Source organism: Flavobacterium sp. Root901 (assembly GCF_001429765.1).
Lineage (GTDB): Bacteria > Bacteroidota > Bacteroidia > Flavobacteriales > Flavobacteriaceae > Flavobacterium.
This window is the reverse complement of record NZ_LMJB01000006.1, coordinates 755,903-779,044: the sequence shown is the minus strand read 5'-3', so window position 1 is coordinate 779,044 and position 23,142 is coordinate 755,903. Positions and strand designations below refer to the sequence as shown.

At 32.5% G+C, this 23,142-nt stretch carries 30 protein-coding genes; 11 read left to right on the top strand and 19 right to left on the bottom strand.

The features are described 5' to 3' along the window. Positions 1-17: 17 nt before the first annotated feature. The 4 genes from ASE21_RS12855 to ASE21_RS12840 all read right to left on the bottom strand — a co-directional run bounded on the left by ASE21_RS12855 (position 18) and on the right by ASE21_RS12840 (position 2,543). Positions 18-989: a zinc-binding alcohol dehydrogenase family protein gene (locus ASE21_RS12855; RefSeq protein WP_057123055.1), complete on the bottom strand. Its 972-nt coding sequence runs from the start codon at positions 987-989 to the stop codon at positions 18-20. 87 nt (positions 990-1,076) lie between these two features. Beyond that, entirely contained in the window at positions 1,077-1,652 is a 576-nt protein-coding gene (locus ASE21_RS12850) for a Crp/Fnr family transcriptional regulator (protein ID WP_057123054.1), read from the bottom strand. Between the two features lie 14 nt (positions 1,653-1,666). Further along, positions 1,667-2,134 (bottom strand): hypothetical protein, encoded by a 468-nt coding sequence (locus tag ASE21_RS12845; RefSeq protein WP_057123053.1) that lies wholly within the window; start codon positions 2,132-2,134, stop codon positions 1,667-1,669. Positions 2,135-2,141: 7 nt separating this feature from the next. Next, the gene (locus ASE21_RS12840; RefSeq protein WP_057123052.1) at positions 2,142-2,543 is read right to left on the bottom strand and encodes a hypothetical protein; all 402 of its coding nucleotides are present in this window, start codon (positions 2,541-2,543) and stop codon (positions 2,142-2,144) included. A gap of 87 nt (positions 2,544-2,630) precedes the next feature. On the opposite strand from ASE21_RS12840, the gene ASE21_RS12835 reads away from it, so the two are divergent. Continuing rightward, positions 2,631-2,810, top strand: coding sequence for a hypothetical protein (locus ASE21_RS12835; RefSeq protein WP_057123051.1), 180 nt, complete (start codon positions 2,631-2,633; stop codon positions 2,808-2,810). 12 nt (positions 2,811-2,822) lie between these two features. Further along, the gene (locus ASE21_RS12830; protein WP_057123050.1) at positions 2,823-3,248 is read left to right on the top strand and encodes a hypothetical protein; all 426 of its coding nucleotides are present in this window, start codon (positions 2,823-2,825) and stop codon (positions 3,246-3,248) included. Positions 3,249-3,330: 82 nt separating this feature from the next. On the opposite strand, the gene ASE21_RS12825 is transcribed toward ASE21_RS12830, so the two are convergent. Beyond that, positions 3,331-4,590, bottom strand: coding sequence for a mechanosensitive ion channel family protein (locus ASE21_RS12825; protein ID WP_057123049.1), 1,260 nt, complete (start codon positions 4,588-4,590; stop codon positions 3,331-3,333). Next, positions 4,583-4,876, bottom strand: coding sequence for a DUF3817 domain-containing protein (locus tag ASE21_RS12820; RefSeq protein ID WP_057123202.1), 294 nt, complete (start codon positions 4,874-4,876; stop codon positions 4,583-4,585). Before ASE21_RS12820 ends, ASE21_RS12825 begins: the two co-directional genes overlap by 8 nt. A 151-nt stretch (positions 4,877-5,027) precedes the next feature. On the opposite strand from ASE21_RS12820, the gene ASE21_RS12815 reads away from it, so the two are divergent. From ASE21_RS12815 to ASE21_RS12795, 5 genes are all read left to right on the top strand, one after another. Beyond that, positions 5,028-5,561 carry a DUF6155 family protein gene (locus ASE21_RS12815; protein WP_057123048.1) on the top strand — a complete coding sequence of 178 codons (534 nt, stop codon included), beginning with the start codon at positions 5,028-5,030 and terminating at the stop codon, positions 5,559-5,561. Between the two features lie 108 nt (positions 5,562-5,669). Continuing rightward, a complete protein-coding gene (locus tag ASE21_RS12810; RefSeq protein ID WP_057123047.1) occupies positions 5,670-7,208 on the top strand; it encodes a DEAD/DEAH box helicase in 1,539 nt (512 codons plus the stop codon). Between the two features lie 174 nt (positions 7,209-7,382). Beyond that, a complete protein-coding gene (locus ASE21_RS12805) occupies positions 7,383-8,717 on the top strand; it encodes a DEAD/DEAH box helicase (RefSeq protein WP_057123046.1) in 1,335 nt (444 codons plus the stop codon). A 79-nt stretch (positions 8,718-8,796) separates the two neighbouring features. Next, a complete protein-coding gene (locus tag ASE21_RS12800) occupies positions 8,797-9,321 on the top strand; it encodes a GNAT family N-acetyltransferase (protein ID WP_057123045.1) in 525 nt (174 codons plus the stop codon). A 107-nt stretch (positions 9,322-9,428) separates the two neighbouring features. Then, a complete protein-coding gene (locus tag ASE21_RS12795; protein ID WP_057123044.1) occupies positions 9,429-10,697 on the top strand; it encodes an NAD(P)/FAD-dependent oxidoreductase in 1,269 nt (422 codons plus the stop codon). Positions 10,698-10,843: 146 nt separating this feature from the next. Here ASE21_RS12795 and ASE21_RS12790 read toward each other — a convergent pair whose 3' ends face one another. Beyond that, positions 10,844-12,073, bottom strand: coding sequence for a multidrug effflux MFS transporter (locus ASE21_RS12790; protein ID WP_057123043.1), 1,230 nt, complete (start codon positions 12,071-12,073; stop codon positions 10,844-10,846). Between the two features lie 137 nt (positions 12,074-12,210). On the opposite strand from ASE21_RS12790, the gene ASE21_RS12785 reads away from it, so the two are divergent. Continuing rightward, positions 12,211-12,630: a hypothetical protein gene (locus tag ASE21_RS12785; protein ID WP_057123042.1), complete on the top strand. Its 420-nt coding sequence runs from the start codon at positions 12,211-12,213 to the stop codon at positions 12,628-12,630. Between the two features lie 89 nt (positions 12,631-12,719). Next, entirely contained in the window at positions 12,720-13,103 is a 384-nt protein-coding gene (locus ASE21_RS12780; RefSeq protein WP_057123201.1) for a hypothetical protein, read from the top strand. A 276-nt stretch (positions 13,104-13,379) separates the two neighbouring features. On the opposite strand, the gene ASE21_RS21860 is transcribed toward ASE21_RS12780, so the two are convergent. The 12 genes from ASE21_RS21860 to ASE21_RS12730 form a co-directional block, all read right to left on the bottom strand. Further along, positions 13,380-13,631 (bottom strand): hypothetical protein, encoded by a 252-nt coding sequence (locus tag ASE21_RS21860; RefSeq protein ID WP_057123041.1) that lies wholly within the window; start codon positions 13,629-13,631, stop codon positions 13,380-13,382. A gap of 220 nt (positions 13,632-13,851) precedes the next feature. Next, positions 13,852-14,700 (bottom strand): hypothetical protein, encoded by an 849-nt coding sequence (locus ASE21_RS12770; protein WP_057123040.1) that lies wholly within the window; start codon positions 14,698-14,700, stop codon positions 13,852-13,854. 17 nt (positions 14,701-14,717) lie between these two features. Beyond that, entirely contained in the window at positions 14,718-15,167 is a 450-nt protein-coding gene (locus ASE21_RS12765) for a hypothetical protein (RefSeq protein ID WP_128414696.1), read from the bottom strand. Positions 15,168-15,415: 248 nt separating this feature from the next. Beyond that, the gene (locus tag ASE21_RS12760) at positions 15,416-15,976 is read right to left on the bottom strand and encodes a hypothetical protein (protein WP_057123038.1); all 561 of its coding nucleotides are present in this window, start codon (positions 15,974-15,976) and stop codon (positions 15,416-15,418) included. Then, a complete protein-coding gene (locus ASE21_RS21855) occupies positions 15,957-16,127 on the bottom strand; it encodes a hypothetical protein (RefSeq protein ID WP_157848781.1) in 171 nt (56 codons plus the stop codon). Before ASE21_RS21855 ends, ASE21_RS12760 begins: the two co-directional genes overlap by 20 nt. Positions 16,128-16,151: 24 nt before the next feature. After that, positions 16,152-16,658 carry a hypothetical protein gene (locus tag ASE21_RS12755; protein WP_057123037.1) on the bottom strand — a complete coding sequence of 169 codons (507 nt, stop codon included), beginning with the start codon at positions 16,656-16,658 and terminating at the stop codon, positions 16,152-16,154. 112 nt (positions 16,659-16,770) lie between these two features. Beyond that, on the bottom strand, positions 16,771-17,292 hold the full coding sequence (locus ASE21_RS12750) for a hypothetical protein (RefSeq protein ID WP_057123036.1): 522 nt from the start codon (positions 17,290-17,292) through the stop codon (positions 16,771-16,773). Between the two features lie 3 nt (positions 17,293-17,295). Continuing rightward, positions 17,296-18,018 (bottom strand): hypothetical protein, encoded by a 723-nt coding sequence (locus ASE21_RS12745; protein WP_057123035.1) that lies wholly within the window; start codon positions 18,016-18,018, stop codon positions 17,296-17,298. A 118-nt stretch (positions 18,019-18,136) separates the two neighbouring features. Beyond that, positions 18,137-18,304 (bottom strand): hypothetical protein, encoded by a 168-nt coding sequence (locus tag ASE21_RS21850; RefSeq protein ID WP_157848780.1) that lies wholly within the window; start codon positions 18,302-18,304, stop codon positions 18,137-18,139. Positions 18,305-18,349: 45 nt separating this feature from the next. Further along, on the bottom strand, positions 18,350-18,541 hold the full coding sequence (locus tag ASE21_RS12740; protein ID WP_057123034.1) for a hypothetical protein: 192 nt from the start codon (positions 18,539-18,541) through the stop codon (positions 18,350-18,352). A 171-nt stretch (positions 18,542-18,712) separates the two neighbouring features. Beyond that, positions 18,713-19,057: a hypothetical protein gene (locus ASE21_RS12735; RefSeq protein WP_057123033.1), complete on the bottom strand. Its 345-nt coding sequence runs from the start codon at positions 19,055-19,057 to the stop codon at positions 18,713-18,715. Further along, the gene (locus tag ASE21_RS12730; protein WP_057123032.1) at positions 19,054-20,124 is read right to left on the bottom strand and encodes a protein rep; all 1,071 of its coding nucleotides are present in this window, start codon (positions 20,122-20,124) and stop codon (positions 19,054-19,056) included. The genes ASE21_RS12735 and ASE21_RS12730 overlap by 4 nt, the downstream gene beginning before the upstream one ends. A 458-nt stretch (positions 20,125-20,582) precedes the next feature. Between ASE21_RS12730 and ASE21_RS12725 the strand changes: the two genes are divergently transcribed. Together ASE21_RS12725 and ASE21_RS12720 are read left to right on the top strand one after the other, a co-directional pair. Beyond that, a complete protein-coding gene (locus ASE21_RS12725) occupies positions 20,583-22,496 on the top strand; it encodes a DUF294 nucleotidyltransferase-like domain-containing protein (RefSeq protein ID WP_057123031.1) in 1,914 nt (637 codons plus the stop codon). A 3-nt stretch (positions 22,497-22,499) separates the two neighbouring features. Then, the gene (locus ASE21_RS12720; RefSeq protein WP_057123030.1) at positions 22,500-23,096 is read left to right on the top strand and encodes a PolC-type DNA polymerase III; all 597 of its coding nucleotides are present in this window, start codon (positions 22,500-22,502) and stop codon (positions 23,094-23,096) included. The last annotated feature ends 46 nt before the right edge of the window (positions 23,097-23,142 follow it).

Sequence of the window (23,142 nt, the reverse complement as noted above, 5' to 3'; positions counted from 1 at the left end):
CTTAGCTACTTAGAACCTTAAATAATAACCACTAATCTTTTACCATCTGGAACTTCTGAGTTCCACATTTTTTCTATGTCGATTAAATTTACTTTTTCAATATTGGCTTTTAATTTATTTTGAGAAGCTAAAAGAAACATTTCCGGAAGTACTTCTGAAAACAATAATTTCACTTCCTCTTTAGTCCAGCTTCCTAAACCTGAACCAGACAATTGAAGATCAACACTTCGCAAAATCTGAGCAGATAACTGAATAAGATCTCCAGACATAGAACCAATTGAAACATAACGTGTTTTAGTCGTAAAATTTCCATTCCCTTTTAAAATCGAAAGAATAAGCTCTGCAGAATGTCCCCACAAATAATCTAAAACAATATCTATCGGGGTATTTTGGTGGATTTCTTTTAGCTGTGCAACAATCGATTCGTCATCTTGTTTTAAAGAAATAATTTCATCTACACCTAATTCTAAAAGACTTTGTAGTGTTTTTTCGTTTCTTCCGGTTACGATTATTTTTTTCGCACCATAATATTTGGCAATCTGAACTGCCATTTGCCCCGTAAAACCCGTTGCTCCATTTATTAAAACAGTTTCTCCCGGTTTTATTCCGGCTCTAAAACGAAGCGCCATTGCAGAACCCGCTACCGAATTGGGCATTGCAGCCGCAATTTCATTATCAATTCCATTAGGAACAATAACCATTCTGTTTTTCTCTACCAAAGCTTTTTCTGCAATTGTTCCGGAAATGCCGCGAGCATACACTTTCGTTCCATTTTCTAATATGCCAATTGCGTCGCTGCCAATTACAGTTCCGTTTTGATTCTCATTTTCTGAAGAATAATGCTGGCCGCTGACAATTCCTTTGTCGAGATTTGTAATGGCTACAGCTTTAACTGATATTAAAACTTCGTTTTCATTTGCCGCAATTGGCTCTGGAAATTCTGCATATTTTGGCAATTCACCTTTTTTATAAACTACTGCTGCTTTCATAATTTTTATAAGTATTAAATTTTATGAAGCAAAATTATACAGCCGTTTACGGGCAGACGATAACATTTGTTATCAAATACATTTTGATTATTTCTTGTGCAATAATTTGCTTTTGATTCGGCTTAAATGAACAGTGCTTACTCCAAGATAAGAAGCAATATAATGCTGCGGAACTCTTTGTACAATTTGAGGTTTTTCTTCAATTAAATTAAGATAACGCTGGGTAGAAGAGTCTTTTATAAAAGAGAAAAAATATTTCATATAATCAAATGTTCTCTGAAAAAGCATATTAATGAGCAAATCGCGAAGCTCTGGAATTTCTTTAATTTCTTCAAGAATTGTATCAACATCTTTTTTATGAATCCACCATAAGACAGACGGTTCGATTGTTTCAACCACAACCGGACTGGGGAATTTTTTCATAAAACTTTCGATTGAAGCAACACTCTGATTTTCGAAAAAAAACTGCGAAGTCAAATCTTTTCCGTTATTATTAAACCAAACCCTGATACAGCCTTTTTCGATTATAAAAAGCTTTTTAGAAACCTCGCCTTCTTCTATTAAAACCGTTTTGGCAGGAACTTCAATACGATTGAAATACGCAATGTATTCGCTCCATTTTTCGTCGGTTAAAGAGAATTTATTTCGGAATTGGCTGAACATCTTAAAATAAAATTTTAATCGGAATTCGAATTGGATCCCGTTTTAGTTGATAAAATATGAATTACAATAAATTTTAAAAAGCTCAAATATTTTTCATCAATATTTAAGATTATCTTTTGAGGAGAATTCCATAATTTCTGTTTTGTTTCTGCTACTTTATTTTCACCATAAGTATAAAAACAATTTTGATTAAAAGATAAAAAAGTGCTTCTGTTATTTTTCAAAATTATATTTTCATCAACAGAAATATAATCTTCTGTTATAATTTGAATATTTTCATCCTGAAATTGAATTTTATATTTAGAAGACCTAAAAGGAGATTCATAGGTTTTAAGTTCAATAATAAGATTATCGTTTCCGTCAAAAATCTTTATCGAATTTCTTCTAAGCCAATTAAACTTGATTACTGAATAAAATAATAATTCATCATTATTATAAACAAATAGGCTTTGTTTTTTATCTTCGATAATTTCAATTTTCATTACCTGTTCAATTCGATTCAACCTCAAACAACTGCACCTGACTTTTCAGTCTTTCAATTAATAAATTCATCATTCGTTTGTTTAAACTTGATGAATTCTGAATATAAGTTTCGTATTCTTCAGTTGTAAAAAGTGCCATTACAATTCCTTTTAGGGAATTTCTGAACTTAATATCTTTCTGAATGGAATTTTCGATTGTCTGGAGTTTCTTCTCAACAGAATAGGAATAAAAATCGGCTTTGTTTTTATTGACATAATTTATAAAAACCGCAATAAACAAATCGTTCTGAAGTTTTAAAATTGGCCTAATCGTTTGATTTTGAAAGATTTCATCTGGTGAAGATTGAGCACTTACAGTTCCTAAAGTTTCTCCTCTGAATTCTCTTAAAAAAGTGTCTCTATCTGCCATGTTTTTTCTTTTAAATTTAGAAAAAAAACTTTTAATAAATTATATTTTATACATTTATTAAAAGTTAATTTTCAAAAAACCAGCATTATGAAAAACAAATCAATTATCCTGACCGTTATTCTTCTTATTATTGCATCCGGAGCTTATTTCAGAAATAATGCCATAGCAAATATTCGAAATGTTGATTTTCTTTCCATATTTGCAATTGGTGTATTATTTGGAGTTCTTTTAGTTCAGATTTTTCAATTGATAAAAACTAAAAATTAAGTTGTTTAAAAAATGAATTTTAAATCTTTTCTCTTTCTTCTATTAATTTTCAGCATAATAGTTTCATGCAATTCTAAAGATAAAAACGGTTATAAAGAGGTTTTTTATCGTGCAGTAAACGACAAGGATACTACAATTTTGGCACTTAATATAAGCGATAATCGTTTTTTTGGCCGTTACGAAATATCTTATTATAAAACAGGAAAAGATTCCGGAGATGTAAGAGGGGATATAAAGGGAGATACTTTTAGAGGCGATTTTCATTTTATTTCTAACGGAGGAAGCTGGAAAAGAATTCCGATAGCCCTGCTTAAAAAACAAAACAAATTAATTTTGGGAAACGGCATAATAGGAACTTATATGAGTCTTCCGTGTTTTATTTCCGGAACTTTAAATTACAACGATCCTAAGTTTGTTTTTGAAGAGATTAAAAAGTAAGTTTTTTTGTTTCAAGTTTCATGTTTCAAGTTCTGCACTGAACGCAAACAACCTGAAACTTTAAACCTGAAACAAAATTAAACTATCTATCCAAACGTCCAATCTGCGATGGAAGTTCGAAAATTTCAAGATCGAAATAAATAACCGAAGCCATAATATGATCAAAAATATCAGACATTATATATTCGTAATTGGCCCAGCGTTTATCACTCGAAAACACATAAATTTCTAAAGGAACTCCGTGCGCAGTCGACTGCAGCTGGCGGCACATAATATGCATGTTTTTATTCAGGCCCGGATGATCTAATAAATACTGCATTATATATTTTCTAAACAAACCTAAATTGGTCATGTTTCGACCATTCAGCAAAAGCGATTTATCAATTCCCCGAAGCGCGTTATACTTTTCAATTTCTGCCTGCCTGGTATCAATGTAAGAAGTAATAAGCTGTATTTCTTTCATGTGATTAAGATCATCATTATTTAGAAATCTAATACTGCTGCTTTTGATTAAAATATGCCTTTTTATACGTCTTCCATCAGATTTCTGCATACCGCGCCAATTCTGAAAAGAGTCGGAACTCAGCGCGTAAGTTGGAATCGTGGTAATCGTATTGTCGAAATTTCGAACTTTTACCGTAGTCAGATTAATTTCGATAACATCGCCGTCAGCACCAAATTTGTCCATTGTAATCCAGTCGCCAATACGCACCATATCATTTATGGCAACCTGAACACTCGAAACAAATCCTAAAATTGTATCTCTGAAAATCAGGATGATAATCGCCGAAAGTGTTCCTAAAATAGTTAGCAATTCCCCTTTTTTGATTCCAAACAACGTCGAAATAATCATCGCTACACCAAAAATCCAGAGCACGATCATAATAACCTGAACGAAACTGTCAATAGGTTTGTCGCTGTATTCTGGTTTTTGTTTTAAATAATCGCGCAGTGCATTAAAAATCGTTCTGATAATCCATAAACTGATCAAAACGATATAAATACCAACAATTTTCCCAAAAAGTAATTCCCAATATTCGTATTTATCCAGAATAATTGGGACAGCTTTATAAATGAAGAAAAACGGAATTAAATACGCGGTGTATTTTGTGGTTTTGTTGTGAATTAAATAGTCGTCGAACTTGGTTTTGGTGCGCTGTGCAAATATCGCTGTCATTGTAACCAAAACAAATTTTGCAGCATAATAAATGGCATACGCCAAAGCGACCATAATGGCAATATTAAAGATAAGGCTTATATAAGACGCAAAATTGCGACTCATTCCCCAATCTCTGAAAAGCGGATATAAAAAATTAAATATTTTATCCAAAAGCTTAAGCATTTGCTTTATTCTCTAAATATTTTTTCTCGATATAAAATGTTCCAAACGGAATTAGAGAAGCAATTAATATTATCGCAAAAGTTTTAAAATCCCAGTTTTGAGATTTCTTTAATAAAATAGCCAAAACGATGTAACCAATAAATAAAACACCATGTGTCATTCCTAATGGACGCAATAAAGTATGATAAAGTTCAGGATTGTTAGTTTTAATGATCAGCATGTTGGCAAATAAAACTAAATAAGAGATTCCTTCTAAAATGGCGGTAACTTTAAAAATTTTAAGCATGTGTATATTTTTTTTATTTATGCCGGCAAAATTAAGGATTCTGTATTGATTTGAGGGTTTAAAAGAAAATTTTAATTCGTAGAAATTAATCAACTCAGAGCATCCGGAATTGGAATTTGGAATTTAAAAATTTGAAAATTATCTTTACATTATGAGCAAACGCGATCTGAAAAAATATTTAGCCGAATTAAGCAAAGAACAACTCGAAGAACAGCTTATTGAACTGTATGAAAAATTCAGTCCTGTAAAAGTGTATTATGATTTTGTTTTTAATCCAAAAGAAGACAAATTACTGCAGGAATCTAAGGTTAAAATTTCTCACGAATATTTTCCGGTAAAAAAGCCAAATGCAAAATGGCGTCCACGGGCTAAAATGCGTCGTTCTGTGGCTCAAAAAATCATAAAACATTTCATTTCTTTAGGCGTTGATGCATTTATTATTGCAGATTTAATGTTTTATAATATCGAAATTGCACAAACCTATTCTTCAAACAATTTAATAAAGCAGGAATTGTTTTACAAAAGTATCTTTAATTCATTTGAACAAGCGGTAAATTTTGTTATTTCCAATGGAATCCTGCCTGAATTTAAAGCAAGGATTGAGGCCATTTATAAAGAAACTTTGCAGCAAAAATGGAAAAACAGATATGAATTTGAAGCCATTTTCGATAAAATTGACTTTTAAAACCACTTCCTATAAAAAATCTTATTTAAAAAAAACATTTATTTTAGGTTAAAATAAGATGATTAACTGTTTTTTGTGTGTATTTTTGCAAAAATCCAAAAATAAACAATGTCTCAAAACACTTTAGAAATAGAAAGAGAAGAGAAAAAAGAACTTTATGCATACCAAAAAGGCGATATTGACGCTATTTTTGACCGCTTAGATAATGCTCCTCCAAAACATCATTTATTGTATCAATTGCCAACTGGAGGCGGAAAAACAGTAATATTCTCAGAAATTGTACGTCGTTATTTATCAAATAATGACAAAAAAGTGGTTGTTTTAACACACCGAATCGAGCTTTGCAAACAAACTTCAAAAATGCTGAAGGGCTTTGGCGTAAGCAATAAAATAATCAACAGCAAGGTAAAAGAATTGCCGGACCAAAATGATTATTCCTGTTTCGTTGCAATGGTTGAAACTTTGAAAAACCGTATCAACGATGAGAAACTGCATCTTGACAATATTGGTTTGGTAATTATTGATGAGGCGCACTATAATTCATTCAGAAAATTATTAAACTCCTTTAAAAATGCTTTTATTCTTGGAGTAACAGCAACACCTTTGAGTTCAAATATAAAATTGCCAATGCACCAAAGCTACGACGAACTTATCGTTGGTGATACAATTGGTTCTTTAATTGACAAAGGATTTTTGGCGAGAGCCACAACATATAGTTATGATGTTGGTTTGACTTCATTAAAAGTAGGTATCAACGGAGATTATACCGTAAAATCTTCTGATGATTTATATACCAATTCTCTGATGCAGGAAAAACTGCTTCATGCTTATACAGAACGTTCTTTGGGTAAGAAAACCTTAATTTTCAATAATGGTATTCACACTTCTTTATATGTATATGATACATTTAGAGAAGCAGGTTACGATATCAGACACCTTGATAATACAAGCAGTTCTGAAGAACGTAAGGATATTTTACAATGGTTTAAGAAAACTCCGGATGCTATTTTGACTTCTGTAGGGATTTTGACTACCGGTTTTGATGAACCTACCGTTGAAACTATTATTTTAAACAGGGCAACAAAATCACTAACATTATATTTCCAGATGATTGGCCGCGGATCTCGTAAATTACCTGGTAAAGATGAATTTACGGTTATCGATTTAGGAAACAACGCCGCTCGTTTTGGATTATGGAGCGAACCTGTTAACTGGCAGCATATTTTTAAATCTCCTGAGTTTTATCTTGAAAATTTAAGGGATGATACCGAAATCGAAATGTTCTTTAAATACAGTATGCCGCCTGAATTAAGAGCAAAATTCAGTAAAACTGCTGATGTGACTTTTGATGTAGATGAAGAACATAAACTGGCTATAAAACAAAATTTACGTTCTAAAATTGTTTTAGATAAATCGCTGGAGCAGCATGCAGCAATGTGTGTCGATAATACGGAAACACTTCAGGAAGCAAAAGCATTATCTAAAGAGCTGGAAGATGATATTGAATGCAGGATTAAACGTTATGCAAAATGTCTGAGCCAATGCAGTAAAAACTACCGCGAATGGCTTCTGGAAGATTACAAGCAAAGATTAACCTTATTGGTTGGTAAAAAATACCGCGAAAAAATCATGAACGAACCGGATTGATAGTAAAAGTTTAAAAAAGTTTCAGGTTTCATGTTTCAAGTTGTTGGAATCTGAAAATATTATAATTTAAAAAGGAGAAATTGCATTCGTTAATATGTAATTTCTCCTTTCAAACTTATTAAGATTCAGTTGTAACTTGAAACCTGAAACTTTAAACAAAAAAAAACTAAAAACATGTCTAAACAATTCTCAGCATTAGGACTTTCAGCGCCAATTTTAAAAGCTTTAGGCGAGTTAAATATTGTTGAACCCACTGAAATTCAACAAAAAACAATTCCGCTTCTATTGACTGAAACCCACGATGTTGTTGGTTTAGCCAAAACCGGAACCGGAAAAACCGCTGCATTTGGACTCCCTTTATTGCAGTTAATTAATACAGAATCTCCTGTTGTTCAGGCTGTAATTTTAGTTCCGACCCGAGAATTAGGGCATCAGATTTTTAGAAATTTAGAAGATTTTTCGAAGTATATTCCAAATATTTCAATCGCCGCAGCTTGTGGCGGAATCCCGATTAAACCACAAATCGAGCGTCTTACAACACCAACACATATTATTGTGGCAACTGCGGGACGTTTAATAGATTTGATCCAAAGAAAAGCAGTTGATTTAAAACAAACCCAGTATTTAATTTTAGATGAAGCCGATGAAATGGTTTCAATTCTAAAAGAAAGCCTTGACGAAATCTTAACTGAAATTCCTAAAAAGCACCGTACTTTATTATTTTCCGCAACTTTACCGGGAACAATTAAGCAGTTGGTTCAGAATTACTTAAATAAAAATGTAGTCCAGGTAAGTGCGAATATGGAAGTTGTCGGCAACAAGGGAATTGATCACGAATATATTGTAGTTGATCCCATTGAAAAATTAGATGTTTTAATGCATTTTTTAAATTCAAGAGACGGAGAACGAGGCATTATCTTCTGCAAGACCAAAGCTGCAGTTAATAAACTAGCCAAAAATCTGGCTATAAATCGTTTTTCATCCGGCGCAATTCACGGAAGTTTAACGCAGGGAATTCGGGACAGAATTATGGAACAATTCCGCGAAGGACATATTAATATATTAGTAGCAACCGATTTAGCTGCAAGGGGAATAGATGTAAAAGAAATTTCGTATGTGGTAAACTACCACTTGCCCGACGCGTACGAAACTTATGTACACCGAAGCGGAAGAACTGCAAGAGCAGGAGCAAAGGGACTTTCATTAACTGTACTTCAAGAAGAGGAAGTTGGAGAAATTGCTGATTTTGAAAGAGAATTGGGACTTAAATTTACCGAGTTTAAAAAACCATCTGCTTTGAGCATTGAGGAAAACAATACGCTTTTATGGGCAAAGCAAATCTTCAAAACAAAACCCAATCACGATATTTCGAATGATTTGAAAACGAAGGTAAAAACCGTTTTTCATCATCTTACAAAAGAAGAACTGATTGAAAAATTGTTAGCCAATTATGTCTTACAAAACAAAATTGAAGTAACTGAAAAGCCTGTTAAAAAATTCAAAAAGTAACACATCAAACTTCTGAATCTGCTGATTTATGTTGTAAATTTATGAGGAATTTAAATCCTAAAATACAACATAAACCAGAATGGAAGATATTCAAATAAAGAAAATTTCACTTGCCGAAATTGACCAGCTGCAAAAAATTGGCAGGCAGACATTTAAAGAAACTTTTTCAGAAGCTAATTCTGAAGAAAACATGAATTATTATTTGGAGCAGAGTTTTTCTACAGAAAAACTGACTGAAGAATTAACGAATGAAAACTCGGAATTTTATTTCGCAATTCTGAATAATACCGTTATCGGTTATTTAAAAATAAATTCGGGAGAATCTCAAACTGAATTACAAGACAAAAAATCCCTTGAAATTGAGCGAATCTATGTTTCAAAAGAATTTCATGGAAAAAAAGTCGGGCAGTTACTCTACGAAAAAGCAATCCAGATTGCAAAAAACAAAAACTCTGACTATGTCTGGTTAGGTGTCTGGGAAGAAAACCACAGGGCTTTAAGCTTTTACAAAAAGAATGGTTTTGTAGAATTTAAAAAGCATATTTTCAAACTTGGAAATGATGAACAGACCGATATTATGATGAAACTTGAATTGATAAATTAACTGTAAAAGAACTAAAAGAAAACTAAAAATGGTTTTTTATTTAGAATTATAATGTTAAATTTATACAGAGCGTTTCACTCAATAATACTACTTAACAAACAACATATATGAACATAGTCATAATAGGAGGTGGTTTTGCCGGCATAAATCTGGCAAAAGAGCTTGTAAACCACCCGGATATACAAGTAACCCTTGTCGACAAGAATAATTATAATTTTTTCCCTCCGCTAATATATCAGGTTGCAACGGCTTTTTTAGAACCGTCAAGCATTAGTTATCCATTTAGAAAATTTTTTGCAGGCAAAAAGAACCTGCAGTTTCGTTTAGGCGAACTGCTTTCTGTCGTTCCTGCAGAAAAAAAAATAATTTTAAGCAATGGTGAATTGTCTTATGATTATCTGGTTTTTGCAACAGGTGCCGAAACGAGTTATTTTGGTATGGAAAACGTAATGAAAAATGCTATTCCGATGAAAACCTTAAATGATGCCATCGAAATGCGAAATGCTTTGCTTAAAAACCTTGAAAAAGCGGCCATTACCAAAGATATCCGAAAACGACGTAAATTATTAACCATTGTCGTTGCCGGAGGAGGACCGACCGGAGTTGAAGTTTCAGGAATGTTTGCCGAAATGCGAAAAAATATTCTGCTGAAAGAATATCCCGAATTAGAAACCTCTGCGAGTAATGTTTATTTGGTCGATGGAGGAGATGCTTTACTTGCACCAATGAGCGAGGCTTCTCAAAAAGATACACTCAAAGCCCTTACAGATCTTGGAGTTGTGGTAAAACTTCACACCCGTGTTGTTGATTATGTCGACGATACCGTGTTTTTTGAAAACGGCGAAACCATAAAAACCAAAAATTTAATCTGGGCCGCTGGGGTTTCTGCCAAATTATTTGAAGGAATTCCGAAAGAAAGTTATGGCCGTGGCCGACGAATGGCGACAGACCAATTTAACAAAGTAAACGGGCTGGAAAATATTTATGCTATTGGTGACACCGCAATCTCTGCAGGTGATAAAAATTTCCCCGACGGACATCCGCAAGTAGCTCAGGTTGCAATTCAGCAAGGATTAAATTTAGCCAGAAACTTTAAAGCAATGGTTAAAAACAAACCATTGAAACCCTTTATTTACAATGACAAAGGTTCGATGGCTATTATTGGAAAAAACAAAGCAGTAGTAGATTTGCCAAGTCCAAAATGGCATTTTAACGGATTTTTTGCCTGGATTATCTGGCTGTTTATCCATTTGATTTCCTTAATTACATACAGAAACAGAATAAATACATTTTGGAACTGGATGGTTGCTTACTTTGCAAGAGATCAATCTCTTAGAATGATTATAAGACCAGATAAAAAGCAGCAATTGGAATAAGTATTTAAATTTTTAATTTTTTAAAATTCCAAATTCCAATTTTCATAAACAAAAAAGCCAGAACTTAAAAATTCTGGCTTTTTTATACATATTTAAATTCTCAATCCATTGGAATTTATAATTTAAAAATTGAAAATTATATACTTTTAGTGTCCAGCAATAACATCATCATTTTCGGTAATTTCAACTTTATTTTTAATGAAACGTTTTCCGATATTTAAAACTCCAAAAGCGATAATTGTCGTTGTTGTCATAATAAGTACCATTGGCGCAACAGAATTCTTCACAAAAATTCCAACTGCAAATGAAGCTAAAGATCCTAAACCTAACTGAATAGCCCCCATTAAAGCAGAAGCACTTCCGGCATTTTTAGCAAATGGCGCCATTGTAAGTCCCGCAGTATTTGGATTTGAAATCCCTAAACATCCCAGAAATAAAAAGAGCATTGCAATGGTTGTATACAATCCTAATAAATTATTTAGTGATAGTATCAAAAAAATGATACTTATTACAGATTGCAGAATTAATGCCGCAAAAATCATTTGTTCACTGGAAAATCTTTTCAATAAAAGCGAATTTAACTGGCTCGAACCAATAAAACTAACCGACATGAAGGCAAAAATCCATCCGTATGTTTTGGCATCCACATGATAAATGTCCATAAAAATGATAGGTGAGGCCGCTACATAAGTAAATAATCCAGAAAAAGCAATCGCTCCGGTAAATGCATATGTGTAAAACTGAGGCTCTTTTAAAACATTGAAAAAGTTTGAAATAATTGGTTTTGGTTTTAATGAAATAGAAGTGTCCGGAATATAACTATTTGGAAGCCCGACTTGAGATGCAATTAAAATAGCAATTCCCATGCACATTAAAATAAGAAATACTGTATGCCAGCCGTAATCCTCAGTAACGTAACCGCCAATTGTTGGGGCAAGCATCGGCGAAAGCCCTAAAACAAGCATTAAAAGCGAAAATACTTTAGGAATATCTTTTACAGGAAATAAATCACGAACCATTGCTACTGAAGCAACTGTGGCGGCACAACTTCCAATCGCCTGAATAAAACGCAGAAATATAAACGAATCAATATCAGCAACATACACGCAGCCTAAAGAAGCCAAAATATAAACCATTAATCCAATAAATAATGGTTTTTTACGCCCAAAACGATCTAATAATGGCCCGTAAAGTAATTGTCCGGCAGAAATTCCAATAAAGTAACTCGATAAACTCATTGACACTTTAGCCACAGAAGTATTTAAATCTTTTGCGATTCCAGAGAAACCCGGGAGATACATATCAATAGAAAAAGGACCAAGTGCGGTTAAAGAACCTAAAATAAGAATAAGTTGAATGTATTTTTTTGTTGTCATTTTCTTAAAAAACTGCTTTTAATTTCGTACAAAGGTAAAGATTTAGTATCTTGTTAATAAAATAATTACTTTTTATAAAAAATGTAATTATATAAGTTTTGAAAACATTTTGAAACAATTAATTAAAAATTTAAATTATGAAAAAAATCACTTTATTATTAGCGCTTATTTTTACAACTATTTCATTCTCGCAAACAATTACTTCCAAACAAGAAGATGCAAATGTCGAACAATATGCATTGCTTACAAAAGTAAATCAATATTATCCTGATATTACTTTAAGCAAAACGATCACAAATTTTTATGCTGACGGAAAAATCATTGATTCTCAACAGCAATTTGATTTAAAAGGAACTAAATTTTCGAGTTATAAATTAGGAATTGAACCGGATAATAAAAAAGTATTGTTTGAATATATCTCTGATGAAACCGGAAAAGTTTATGGAGACGTAACACTTTTTAAAGGAAATGTTTTAAGAACAACATTTACAGAAAAGACCAATCAAATTGAAGTTTCACTTAACGGAAAATCGGTTTATTTGAAAACTGTAAAATAATTTTTTCAAATACGCGAAATATAAAGCATTACAATTTGTAATGCTTTTTTCATTTATATTTGGCTTGTAAACTATGTATGCAAAATTTTATGAAAAAAATTATTCTTTTACTGATTCTTATAAACTGTCAGGTTTATTCGCAAACCAATAAATTTAGCGGAACCTGGGGATCGCAAAAATGCAAAGACTGTAAAAAAGAATATTTTTTTACTATTACAATTGCACAATCTAATTATATGATTTCCGGAACTGCACAAGTTACAAGTGAACATAAAGAATTAAATTCTGAAGTTTTAGATGTTACCGGATATGTTTATCCATTAGGCGACAGAGCTCAAATAAAACTGATCGATAAAGGCGGTTCTGGTTCATCAGCATTTTTAATGATTGAAGATGGTGTAATACAATTTACAAAACGCGGCGGCAGTGATCTGGTACCAAAAGATCTGATATTAAAAAAATTATATGAATAAAGCCTGAATTATGGCTTATCTATTGAACTATAATTTATAGTATGTGTTGTTTTATTCGAATTATTTTTTATCTTTGTCATAGATTTTTATCAATGAGAGCCGAGGTACTTCCAATACCGTTTGAGGCTCTTTTTTTATTCTATATATTTTTATTATATTTGAAACGATTTTTATCACAATGAGAGGCGAGCTACTGCAAATAGCGTTTGAGCCTCTTTTTTTTATGCGTTAATGTTTTGAAATTTAATAAGTTAGCTTTTTTAGCAGCTAAAAATATTACCAACCTTGTTTTGTTCTTCCTCGAGTTGTAAAATTCGGTTTAGAATCTATAAAGTCACCATTCTTATAATAACACAGTACAGCCCTTGTACGTCTGACATAAACCAAAATATAATCCCAAGAAATGCCCTGTTTATTGAGCCATTGGGTATAAGCATAAATTGAGTGTACGTATTCAGTAAAAAGCCTTTTTTCATTATTCAGATACACCTGTACTGAATAATCGTTTTTATTATTAAACTCCGACATAAAAATTATGGGTTAGAGATAAAAAAAAATAAAAACAAAAAAGATAGTACCGAATGAACGGCACTATCTATAATATAGTTGGTTAAATGTGTCATGATATTGGATTTTTATCGCCGAGAGAAGCACTTCCAATGCTTTTATCTCTCCTTGAAGTTTTGCCAAATGTACATAAATTTTTAATTTGATGTTAATTATATAATAAAATATTTTAATTATATAACTATTCTACATAGCTAAATGTTTCTAAACCAACAATAAAATCAATTTTAGTAGCATCGTAAGGAACATCTTTTGTATTGTATTCGTAGATATCCCCGACATGATTTAAAGGTGTTAAATTACCCAAAATTGTACCGTCAGGTAAAGAATATCTTAATGTTGGATTAAGCCTGTTACTTTGAAATTTAACATAATTTCCGCTCGGATTCATATCCCAAATGTGACCTAATGTTTTTACAACACTAAACGGTGGAGGAGTAAGGTTATACACTTTTGATCTCTGGCCCGTTACTGCATTTTGAAAATACATGTAATTCGGCAGATTTGCAATTGGTGCGTTAACCAGATCAATCCAAGTAAAAATAATATTATTGATACGTGAATAATAAAGCCTATTTACATCGCTCCAAGCCCATCCGTCTGATTTTACATAGTTTGGAACTTGTGTAAAATTAATACCATCCAAACTCAAATAAATATTTGTCGTTCCCTGAGGTAAATTTGCATCCTGCGGAAATTCCAGAGCGTTACCCTCATCATAAACGTATTTTACGTCAGGATCATCGAAATTAACGTCAAATCCGTCCACTAAACAAAGTGATTCAAGATAAGTATTTTGTTTCCTGAAATCCAGTTCCTTAAGCAAGTCCATATCGGAAAACTCAGAATAAATAATTAAACGCTCAATGTCAGTAAATCCGATACATTCGTGAGGTTCTTTCTGAAAATAAATTCCTTTTCGTAAAGCACAAAAAACCAAGTCTTCAGGACACTTTACAGGTGTATCTAAATCAAGCACTTTTATAGTGCCTAATTGAAGATTTCTATTTAAATAATATAATGTGTACATAGTTGTTTTTGATTAAATTAAAGCCAGTTATAGCCTTTTGATTTGTAATATTTTGCTAAATCACTGTATTGAGAGTTTGATAAATAAGACAATATATCGTTTCTCAAATTCTTACTTTTAGTAGCAGTTTTATAATAAACTTCTTCCAAGATCGGGAACGTACCAGTATGCTTCTTTAAATATTTAATCGCCGTCTTTTCGTCCTCAGTCCAAGCAGCAACATTATAAAGATCAATTGTACCGCCTAATAAAACATGATTATCGTCAACATTTGTTCCGAATGCTTTTGCGATCTTAAAAGCAGATGCCAAAATATCATCCATTGTTTTCTTTGGAATTGTTGGATATTTCTTTTTTATAGCATCAACTTTAGTCTTGGTAATTATTGGGTCAGCCTTGCCATTCTCATTAGAATTAGCAGTTTGTTCAGCCTGTAGATTCGTATTTTTAATACTGTTTAAAGCCATCCTAATGTATTTGTATACATAAGGAAAAACCAAAAAAAGAACTATTAAAAAAATCCCGTACTTCTTAAAGAACGGGATTAATTTCGAATCTAAGAAGCTACTATTTTTTTTAGTAGTAAATCCCATATTCCTAATTTTTTTTGATTTTAGTATAAATAAAATAAGCTAAAAGCAGACCTGCTACGATTAAAATAGCTTTGGTATTGTTTTGATAAAATTCTTTTAATTTTTCCATGATTTTTTAAATTTTAAATTGTTATTGCCCCGTAGGTATAAAAAAAAAGACCGATTGTAATTAAAGCAGGAATGACATACTGCTTTGCTAATGCAAATTTGTCGATCTTAACTGCCAAATTTGCTGTTGAAACATCACCTAACATAGTAAGTGATTTAATGATATCAGCGTCAGTAATTAAACGATGATCTTTGCCTAATTCAACCTGTAAAATTGCTCGAGCAAGTCTCAACAAGAAGGTAGAATCAATCTGCGTAAGTCTTGAAGTCGGTGCGACACCAAGAGTCTTTGCAACAGAATTAATATAAGCCACAGTATCGTTTTCTTTCGGAGGCGCATATTCAGTAATTAATAGTTTTACAGTATTCTTACCTTTGTTGATATCATTAATCAAATCTTTAAACATCGCTCTAAGACCGAAATGAACATTTTCAAACTGTTCAAACTTTTTATCGGTACTTTGCGAATGAGGTATCTTTCCCTGCCATGCTAGAGAAGTCCTGATTAAATTGCCCGGATTATTATTTCTTAATCCTAAAGCAACGTTTTTGTTGTTAAGAAACGACTTCGGCATCTTTCACATCTATTTTTTTGGCATCATCACCCAATTCAAGTTTAGAAAACTCCTCATAAGCAAACTGAACAACTTTGATTGCTACAGCTATGATCGCACCATATTTAACAATAATTTTAAGAACGCTGGTAATCGATGATATACCTTTCATAATTTTTTATTTTAAGGTTAATAATTATTTAGATCGGTAATTCTTACCGAAATAACCTGTAACACGTTTACCACTTCGAGTAACACCGCTACCATTTGGAGTAATACAAAGACCTAACTCCTGAATAACGATCACTTTTGTTTTAAGATTCATTAAAACGTGATAAGTCTGCGTTGTACCAAGAGCAGTATTTCTAATCTCACAAATCATTTTTTGGTACTCTTTATCCTGATTACCTGATTTGCCCTGAGAATTGACAATTTCTAAGCCTTTTTTGCCTTGACCTGCATAAGGTGCTACCGTAGCCTGCATTAATCCCATTTTGGTCTTTCGCCAAGCATTAACAATGATATTGCCCTCAAAATTGCCGTTTCTAATAGTGGTATAAGTTGCGCCACTTCTTTTAAAAATCTGCTGTTGCTGTTGTTGCTGTGGCTGAGGATTATTATACTGTTGTCTGTAAGGAGCCTGAAAATTCTGCTGTACAGGATAAAAATTACCGTCTTTACCTTTGTAATATTGTTGAGACATAATTTAATTTATTAAATGTTTTACAATTGCGATCAAATCGCCTAATTTCTTTAAAAGAAGTATAACCGAATCTATCAGGAAAATCAAACCGTAGATTCGGCTATACTTTGGGTTACCTTGCGCGTCTCGAAACACGCTTATTATTATTACCCGACATGTTTTTTCTTATCAGCCAAATAGCACCGACAACGGTTAAAGCTATTAAGATATGTTTCCAATGAAGTTTGAACCACGCAGTAATTGTACTATCTACAACTCCCGCACCTGCAGTTCCTAAACCTTGCTTAACACCGTCAGAAAGACCATTATACGCACCTTCTGTTACACCTTTGGCGAACATCTGACCACCTGACTGAACAACAGCACCTAAGGCAGAACCTGCAACAGTTCCTATTTGAACTTGTAAGGCTTGCGCTCTCATTTCTGCATCTTGTGCCGCTTGATAATCTCCCTGCGCTTTTAATGCTTGCGCATCCTTTTTTGCTTGGTGAGCTGCTTGGCCATTTTCTGCAATACTTTGAAGTGCACCACCTGCAAAAGGAACAGCGCCTAAAAGGGGAGTACCAATTTTTACAAGGTTTTTGAAAGAAACATTTTTCTTAATGGCTTTACCAATTTTTTTGAAAAATCCCATAAATTAAATATGATTTCTTAAAGTTAAATTGATAACAGTACCCTGACTTTTACGAATATTTAAGTTCGAAACAGCCAATAACGGCAACTGTATTTTTCCGGTAAAAGCACTTCTAACAGTTCCGTCCGTCTTAACGTAAGCGACTGGATCGATAGCTTTGCTCATTGCTTCCAATTCGAACAGCGTGTATTTTACTACCTGACCGTTAGCGAATGTGTAATTGATCTCCTCAATACTGCTATGCTTATCTAAGATAGCAATGTCATAACCTGACACATTGAAATCTTTGTTTGTGTCCTCAGGAGCCATACTCTTATGTTCAAAAGAATAAATTTCTGTGCTCGTTTCAGGCTCTTCAAGACAATTCAAAACATAAGTTTCAGTAGTATCTAAACCTCTTAACTCAACTTTGATTACATCTTTTTCAAATAAATGGATAGAACCATCTTTGCAGATTTCACAAACAGCTACAATTTTATAACCTCTAGTAGCATCTGAGGTAATGGCATCGTCACCATAAGTGTTAGCCAAAATGAAGTCTTTCAAATTCATTGAGCCTTTTGTAATCTCAAAGTTAGAGCCGTTCGCTCTTTCAACTTCAACCCTGATAGTTTCAGTTGTTAACTCGTCATACTCTAAAGTACTGGCAATGATGATCGTAGAAATACTTTTTGTTACTGGGATAATACCAGTAGTAGTTAAGCCTGTAGCCTTCCAAATTTCCATACGTTAAATTTTTAGGTCGGTATTTATCCGACAATTATTAATTATTTACATGTCAAATTTGAGCATAAAAAAACCCTCGAAAAGAGGGTTGAGCATTTTTGGTAATTTTTGGTAGTTTTTAAGTATTTTTGGTATCAATTTTGAAATACTTATTTACATGTTCACCTAAAACACGCTTAATTTGATATTCCTGTTTGATATCTTTAAGATATCTGTTTGCAGATGTCATACTAACACCTAAGCAATCAGCTAATTGTTTAGCTGTAACAACTTTTAAGGTTTCCATAGTTTTCAAGATTTAGGATTTTTAAAGAGGGGAGGCAACCCCTCTTTATTTTTTTTCTATAATTTGTAATGTACATTTCTCAATTTTAGATATACCGCAATTCCTATCAACATCAGGCATATAAATTATAATAGTACTTGAAAGAATTTCTTTTACTACAAATTCCCAACAACCATTTACTACCCAGTAAGTTTTTCCGACCTGTAATTGATCGAGTGATAAATATTGATTTTCCATAATTAAAAATTTAGATCGTTATCATTTCCGCATGTTATATCTGTGACAGCAATTACCCATGCGATAAAGTAAACTGCACCCAGTACTAAAGAAATCACGAATTGAAAATTATTGTTAGTACTACTACAACAACTACAAATAAGACGGCATTAAGTTTTTGATTTTTCATAATTAAAAAAGTGTTGGTTGATCAAATTCGATTTTTAATTTTTTCGCTCTTTTGTTCCTGATATGCTGATCTTTAAGCTTTTCAGTATTTCCAAGTTTTGCCAAGTCCTCTAAATAAGTGTGAGGTTTAGAAGTCCAGCAAGCGACATTCTTTTCGTCCAATGGTACATTTTGAAAGAACTTAACACAAAAGCCGTTATCAATGTTTGAAGCATCGTCTTTGTGATAATTTTTCTCGCAGTTTCCACAGCTTGCACAAATGAAATTCGGAAGAAAACGTTGTTCTACCTTTGGTTTAGGTAACTGAGCCTGTAAAATTTGCTCTAAGTGTTGGTAATCTTGATTCATATTAAAACAGGGTATTCGTTAGTATCTACTTCTATTTCTAAATCTTTGAAATCTTTGAAGTACGTGAGTAGATTGTAAACGCCTTCAAGACCGTTTTCTTTGTATTTATTCAGCACTAAAGGCTGTAAATCATTCTTGCATATCTTTTTCCAGATAGGAAGTGAAACTTTTAAAAGAATTTCATCTATTGTAACCTCATTTACGATATCATCGTCGGTTTTGTTAAATTCATCCATAAACTGGCTGTATTCTTTACGAAGTGAATTTGAAATATTTACAAAATGTTTTCCCTGCGTTTGTTCAACATAACAGGTGTAAATACCGTAAAGTCTTCTTTTTTCAAATTCGTCTGCATAATCATTACAGGCAATTTTTGCAAGTGCTGTGAATGGTGTCAAACCCTTAGAACTTTTAATTTGTCCTTTGGTCATTTCCATTGTGATATCGTATTTAGCGAGATAATCACTGTTATCAGACGCAAGCATCTTTTGATTTTGACCGCTAATTCTGCTATTATTATCACGAAAAGAAACCCATCGTTTAAGCATTTCTTTTTGAAATTTTTCAATTTCTTTATCATTTGCATTATCATAGAAATACAAAATATGTAAATGCGGATGCCAGCCGTTATCATCAGAGTATGTAATTTCAAGAGTTTTAACTTGACCAATAATACCGTGATCAGTTTTAGCAAAAAATCTTGACTGCTGAAATTTTCTATAATTATCAGAGATTTTTTCAAGCGATTTTTTCAAAGTATCAAATTTTGAATGTCTAACAGTAAGCGTTAAAAATCCAATTGAAAGATTACGTGATTGATGTGCGCTGATAAGACCGCTTAAAAGTTCTTTTTTATGTTCAGATATTTTTAAAGCGCATACCGGACAGCGCCAATAACCGCCACAATTCGCAACGCCATTAAAAAATAAACCGCCTTTATCATTTTTGCATAAATTAATCGGCTGATTAACATTAGCATTTACAGCATAACCGCAATACTGAATTCGGGGTTTGCGTTTTTCTTTGGTTTCTTTCAATGTGTAATTCTTTTTTGCAATATTTCTCATACGGTGTAATAGTGTTTTATAAACCGAAGATATATCCGTTTGGTGCTTCAAGTGGCCAACCAAAACCGTATTATTATCAAGGCGGTCTGCGACCTTGTAGCGCTCAGTCATAAAGTACTGATTATCAAAGATTTGCGCGAGTTCTTTTGCACTATAATTTATATTATGTAAAATAGAAAATTATGACAAATACTCTATATACCAAATCGTTTTATCCAAAAAATTAAACAAGCGAGTCTTTCATCCCATGATTATACGAAATCGAAATTTATTAAGTTTATAAGAATGAATATCCATCAAGTATTTAAAATTTAATCCAAAAAAAACATTTTAAAGCCTTGAATTCAGTAAATCTTAACATTTCTTTAAAATAATTAGATTCTGATCAAGTTGCTTTCATTGTAAGACTTTATTTTATTATTTTTACATACAATATTTTAAAAGATATTAATACCTATATGAATACAATTGCTGAGCATATTGCAGATTTTTTAAAAGAATACCCGCCGTTTGATAACTTAACTTTTCAGGAATTATCAGATATCGCTACAAATATTCGTGTTATCAATTTAGAAAAACATGCTGTATTGTTTCAAAATAATGATCCGCTTCATGATAACTTTTATGTTGTAGCTTCTGGCATCATCAATTTAACAACCATTGCTGATGCCGAAGAAACTATTATAAATAAATGTCATGAAGGTGATATTTTTGGTTTGCGTCCGTTTTTTGCCAAAAACAACTATATGATGACGGCCAAAGCACGTGAAGAAAGTATTGTTTATGGTATTCCAATTGCTGTTTTTCGTCCGTTTGTAGCTAATAATTCTGATGTTTTAAACTTTTTATTAGAAAGTTTTGCCATAAATTCAAGACATACACGTGATAATGCACGTTCTAATGGAAAATTAGATCCTGACAGCGCCTTTATTGATCAGCAGTCAGAAATGCAGTATATTCAATCACTTACCTATAATAATTCGCCATTAACTACAGAATCCCATCATATTGTAAAAGATGTTGCGATTTTAATGACCGAATCTATGGTGGATAACATTGTAATTTGCGAAAAAAATCATCCTATTGGTATTGTGACCCATGCCGATCTATCATCAAAAATCGCTACAGGACGCTATCCTATTACTGAAACGATCGACAAAATTATGTCTTCGCCGGTTGTGACCGTAATTGAAAATGTTTCTTTGGCAGAAGCCCAGCTTCTTATGCTTAAACACAATGTTTCGCATTTATGTGTTACTAAAGACGGCACAAGTAAATCGTCTGTAAAGGGAATAATTTCTGAACACGATTTAATTGTAGCTCAAGCCAGTAACCCTGGTGTCTTAATTAAAGAAATTAAGCGTTCGCAGCTTCCAAAAGATTTAAAACAAATTCGTGACCGATTATCAGATTTGATTCAGAATTCGATCCAGAAAAACATACCAATTTCTCATGTAAGCAATATTGCAAGTGAAATTAATCTTGCCATAATAAAACGTGCAGTCGAGTTATCTATTTTAGACTTAGGCTCCCCTCCTGCCAGATTTGCCTGGCTGAGTATTGGCAGCCAGGGACGTAAAGAACAGCTTTTACTGACAGATCAGGACAGCATTTTAATTTTTGAAGATGTTGCTCCCGAAAAATACAGAGAGGTAAAAGACTATTTTTTAAGATTGGCAAAAAGAACAACTGCCATTCTTGAAAAGGTAGGTTACGAATATTGTCCAAATGGTCATATGGGAAGTAATATGTTGTGGTGTAAATCATTGAGTGACTGGACAAAGCAATACAACAGCTGGATGAATACTCCAGGTGAAAACAGCAATGATTTAAGCAGCATTTTCTTTGATTATGAAATCGTTATTGGAGAACCAAAAATCGAAGAAGTTATTGAAAATGTCGTTTTTAAAAATGCAGTCAATAATACATTATTCTTTGACTTTTTAGGAAATGATGCTTTAAAAAGAAACTCTCCTTTAAGCTTCTTCAAGAAATTTATTGTTGAAGAAGAAGGTCCGCAAAAAGGAAAATTTGATATTAAAACGCGTGCATTAATGCCGTTAATTGATAGTGCCAGATTATTAATTTTGAGTGCTAATATAAAAGGAATTAAAAATACCTATTTGAGATTCAAACAATTAGCCATAACCGATTCTAAAAACGCCGAAATATATTTAAGTTGCGCTGAAGCCTTTTTAACACTTTCAAAATTCAGAACAGTTGAAGGTTTAAAAAATGACGATTCCGGACAATATATTAATTTAAGAGAAATGTCTAAAACAGACAAAGAGAAGTTAAAAAATGCTTTAACCCCGATGAAAGACCTTGAGGAACTTATAAAGAGTAAATTTCAACTGACGCAATTCTCGTAAAATATGCTAGACTGGATTAAAAATATCAATAAGGAATATCCGGAATTCTGGAAAGATTACTTAACAAAATTAGAAGCAAAACCTAACAAGTTTGTGGTTTTGTCAACTGAAACTTCGGGATTGAATCCTAATAAAGATGTTATTTTATCTTTAGGTGCTTTTTCTGTTATGGATGACAGTATTATCATTAAGGAAAATTTTGAAGCTGTTTTACTTCAGTATAAATTTTTAGAAGAACACGGGATTTCTAATGAATTTATAATTGAAAGCAAAATGGACAAAATGCCTGAAGCTCAGGCATTAGAAGCTTTTGTAAATTTTATTGGAAACGCAGTTCTTGTCGGCCATCATATCAATTTTGATATTGAAATGTTAAATGCTGCCCTGGAAAGGCTGGATTGCGGCAGGTTAAAGAATGAAGCTTTGGATATTGATGTGATGTACCGTAAATTAACTGATATTAACGACAAGCAATTTTCTTTAAACGATTTATGCGAAATTTACAAGATCCCAAAAAGTGATAGAAATTCTTCTGCAGAAGATGCTTATAAAATTGGACTTTTATTCTTAAAGCTTAAATCTCGTTTGGGAATTAAATAAAATAAAAAAATCTAAATTTCAATGTGTTTGAATTTAAATATTAAAA

Coding starts and splice junctions, on each gene's coding strand:
- ASE21_RS12855 (WP_057123055.1), bottom strand. CDS start 989: ATGAAAGCAGCAGTAGTTTATAAAAAAGGTGAATTGCCAAAATATGCA.
- ASE21_RS12845 (WP_057123053.1), bottom strand. CDS start 2,134: ATGAAAATTGAAATTATCGAAGATAAAAAACAAAGCCTATTTGTTTAT.
- ASE21_RS12790 (WP_057123043.1), bottom strand. CDS start 12,073: ATGACAACAAAAAAATACATTCAACTTATTCTTATTTTAGGTTCTTTA.
- ASE21_RS12720 (WP_057123030.1), top strand. CDS start 22,500: ATGCTAGACTGGATTAAAAATATCAATAAGGAATATCCGGAATTCTGG.
- ASE21_RS12765 (WP_128414696.1), bottom strand. CDS start 15,167: ATGGCTTTAAACAGTATTAAAAATACGAATCTACAGGCTGAACAAACT.
- ASE21_RS12735 (WP_057123033.1), bottom strand. CDS start 19,057: ATGAATCAAGATTACCAACACTTAGAGCAAATTTTACAGGCTCAGTTA.
- ASE21_RS12730 (WP_057123032.1), bottom strand. CDS start 20,124: ATGAGAAATATTGCAAAAAAGAATTACACATTGAAAGAAACCAAAGAA.
- ASE21_RS12755 (WP_057123037.1), bottom strand. CDS start 16,658: ATGTCTCAACAATATTACAAAGGTAAAGACGGTAATTTTTATCCTGTA.
- ASE21_RS12850 (WP_057123054.1), bottom strand. CDS start 1,652: ATGTTCAGCCAATTCCGAAATAAATTCTCTTTAACCGACGAAAAATGG.
- ASE21_RS12750 (WP_057123036.1), bottom strand. CDS start 17,292: ATGGGATTTTTCAAAAAAATTGGTAAAGCCATTAAGAAAAATGTTTCT.
- ASE21_RS12805 (WP_057123046.1), top strand. CDS start 7,383: ATGTCTAAACAATTCTCAGCATTAGGACTTTCAGCGCCAATTTTAAAA.
- ASE21_RS12725 (WP_057123031.1), top strand. CDS start 20,583: ATGAATACAATTGCTGAGCATATTGCAGATTTTTTAAAAGAATACCCG.
- ASE21_RS12785 (WP_057123042.1), top strand. CDS start 12,211: ATGAAAAAAATCACTTTATTATTAGCGCTTATTTTTACAACTATTTCA.
- ASE21_RS12815 (WP_057123048.1), top strand. CDS start 5,028: ATGAGCAAACGCGATCTGAAAAAATATTTAGCCGAATTAAGCAAAGAA.
- ASE21_RS12770 (WP_057123040.1), bottom strand. CDS start 14,700: ATGTACACATTATATTATTTAAATAGAAATCTTCAATTAGGCACTATA.
- ASE21_RS21860 (WP_057123041.1), bottom strand. CDS start 13,631: ATGTCGGAGTTTAATAATAAAAACGATTATTCAGTACAGGTGTATCTG.
- ASE21_RS12760 (WP_057123038.1), bottom strand. CDS start 15,976: ATGCCGAAGTCGTTTCTTAACAACAAAAACGTTGCTTTAGGATTAAGA.
- ASE21_RS12835 (WP_057123051.1), top strand. CDS start 2,631: ATGAAAAACAAATCAATTATCCTGACCGTTATTCTTCTTATTATTGCA.
- ASE21_RS12840 (WP_057123052.1), bottom strand. CDS start 2,543: ATGGCAGATAGAGACACTTTTTTAAGAGAATTCAGAGGAGAAACTTTA.
- ASE21_RS21850 (WP_157848780.1), bottom strand. CDS start 18,304: ATGGAAACCTTAAAAGTTGTTACAGCTAAACAATTAGCTGATTGCTTA.
- ASE21_RS12745 (WP_057123035.1), bottom strand. CDS start 18,018: ATGGAAATTTGGAAGGCTACAGGCTTAACTACTACTGGTATTATCCCA.
- ASE21_RS12800 (WP_057123045.1), top strand. CDS start 8,797: ATGGAAGATATTCAAATAAAGAAAATTTCACTTGCCGAAATTGACCAG.
- ASE21_RS21855 (WP_157848781.1), bottom strand. CDS start 16,127: ATGAAAGGTATATCATCGATTACCAGCGTTCTTAAAATTATTGTTAAA.
- ASE21_RS12820 (WP_057123202.1), bottom strand. CDS start 4,876: ATGCTTAAAATTTTTAAAGTTACCGCCATTTTAGAAGGAATCTCTTAT.
- ASE21_RS12740 (WP_057123034.1), bottom strand. CDS start 18,541: ATGGAAAATCAATATTTATCACTCGATCAATTACAGGTCGGAAAAACT.
- ASE21_RS12795 (WP_057123044.1), top strand. CDS start 9,429: ATGAACATAGTCATAATAGGAGGTGGTTTTGCCGGCATAAATCTGGCA.
- ASE21_RS12830 (WP_057123050.1), top strand. CDS start 2,823: ATGAATTTTAAATCTTTTCTCTTTCTTCTATTAATTTTCAGCATAATA.
- ASE21_RS12780 (WP_057123201.1), top strand. CDS start 12,720: ATGAAAAAAATTATTCTTTTACTGATTCTTATAAACTGTCAGGTTTAT.
- ASE21_RS12810 (WP_057123047.1), top strand. CDS start 5,670: ATGTCTCAAAACACTTTAGAAATAGAAAGAGAAGAGAAAAAAGAACTT.
- ASE21_RS12825 (WP_057123049.1), bottom strand. CDS start 4,590: ATGCTTAAGCTTTTGGATAAAATATTTAATTTTTTATATCCGCTTTTC.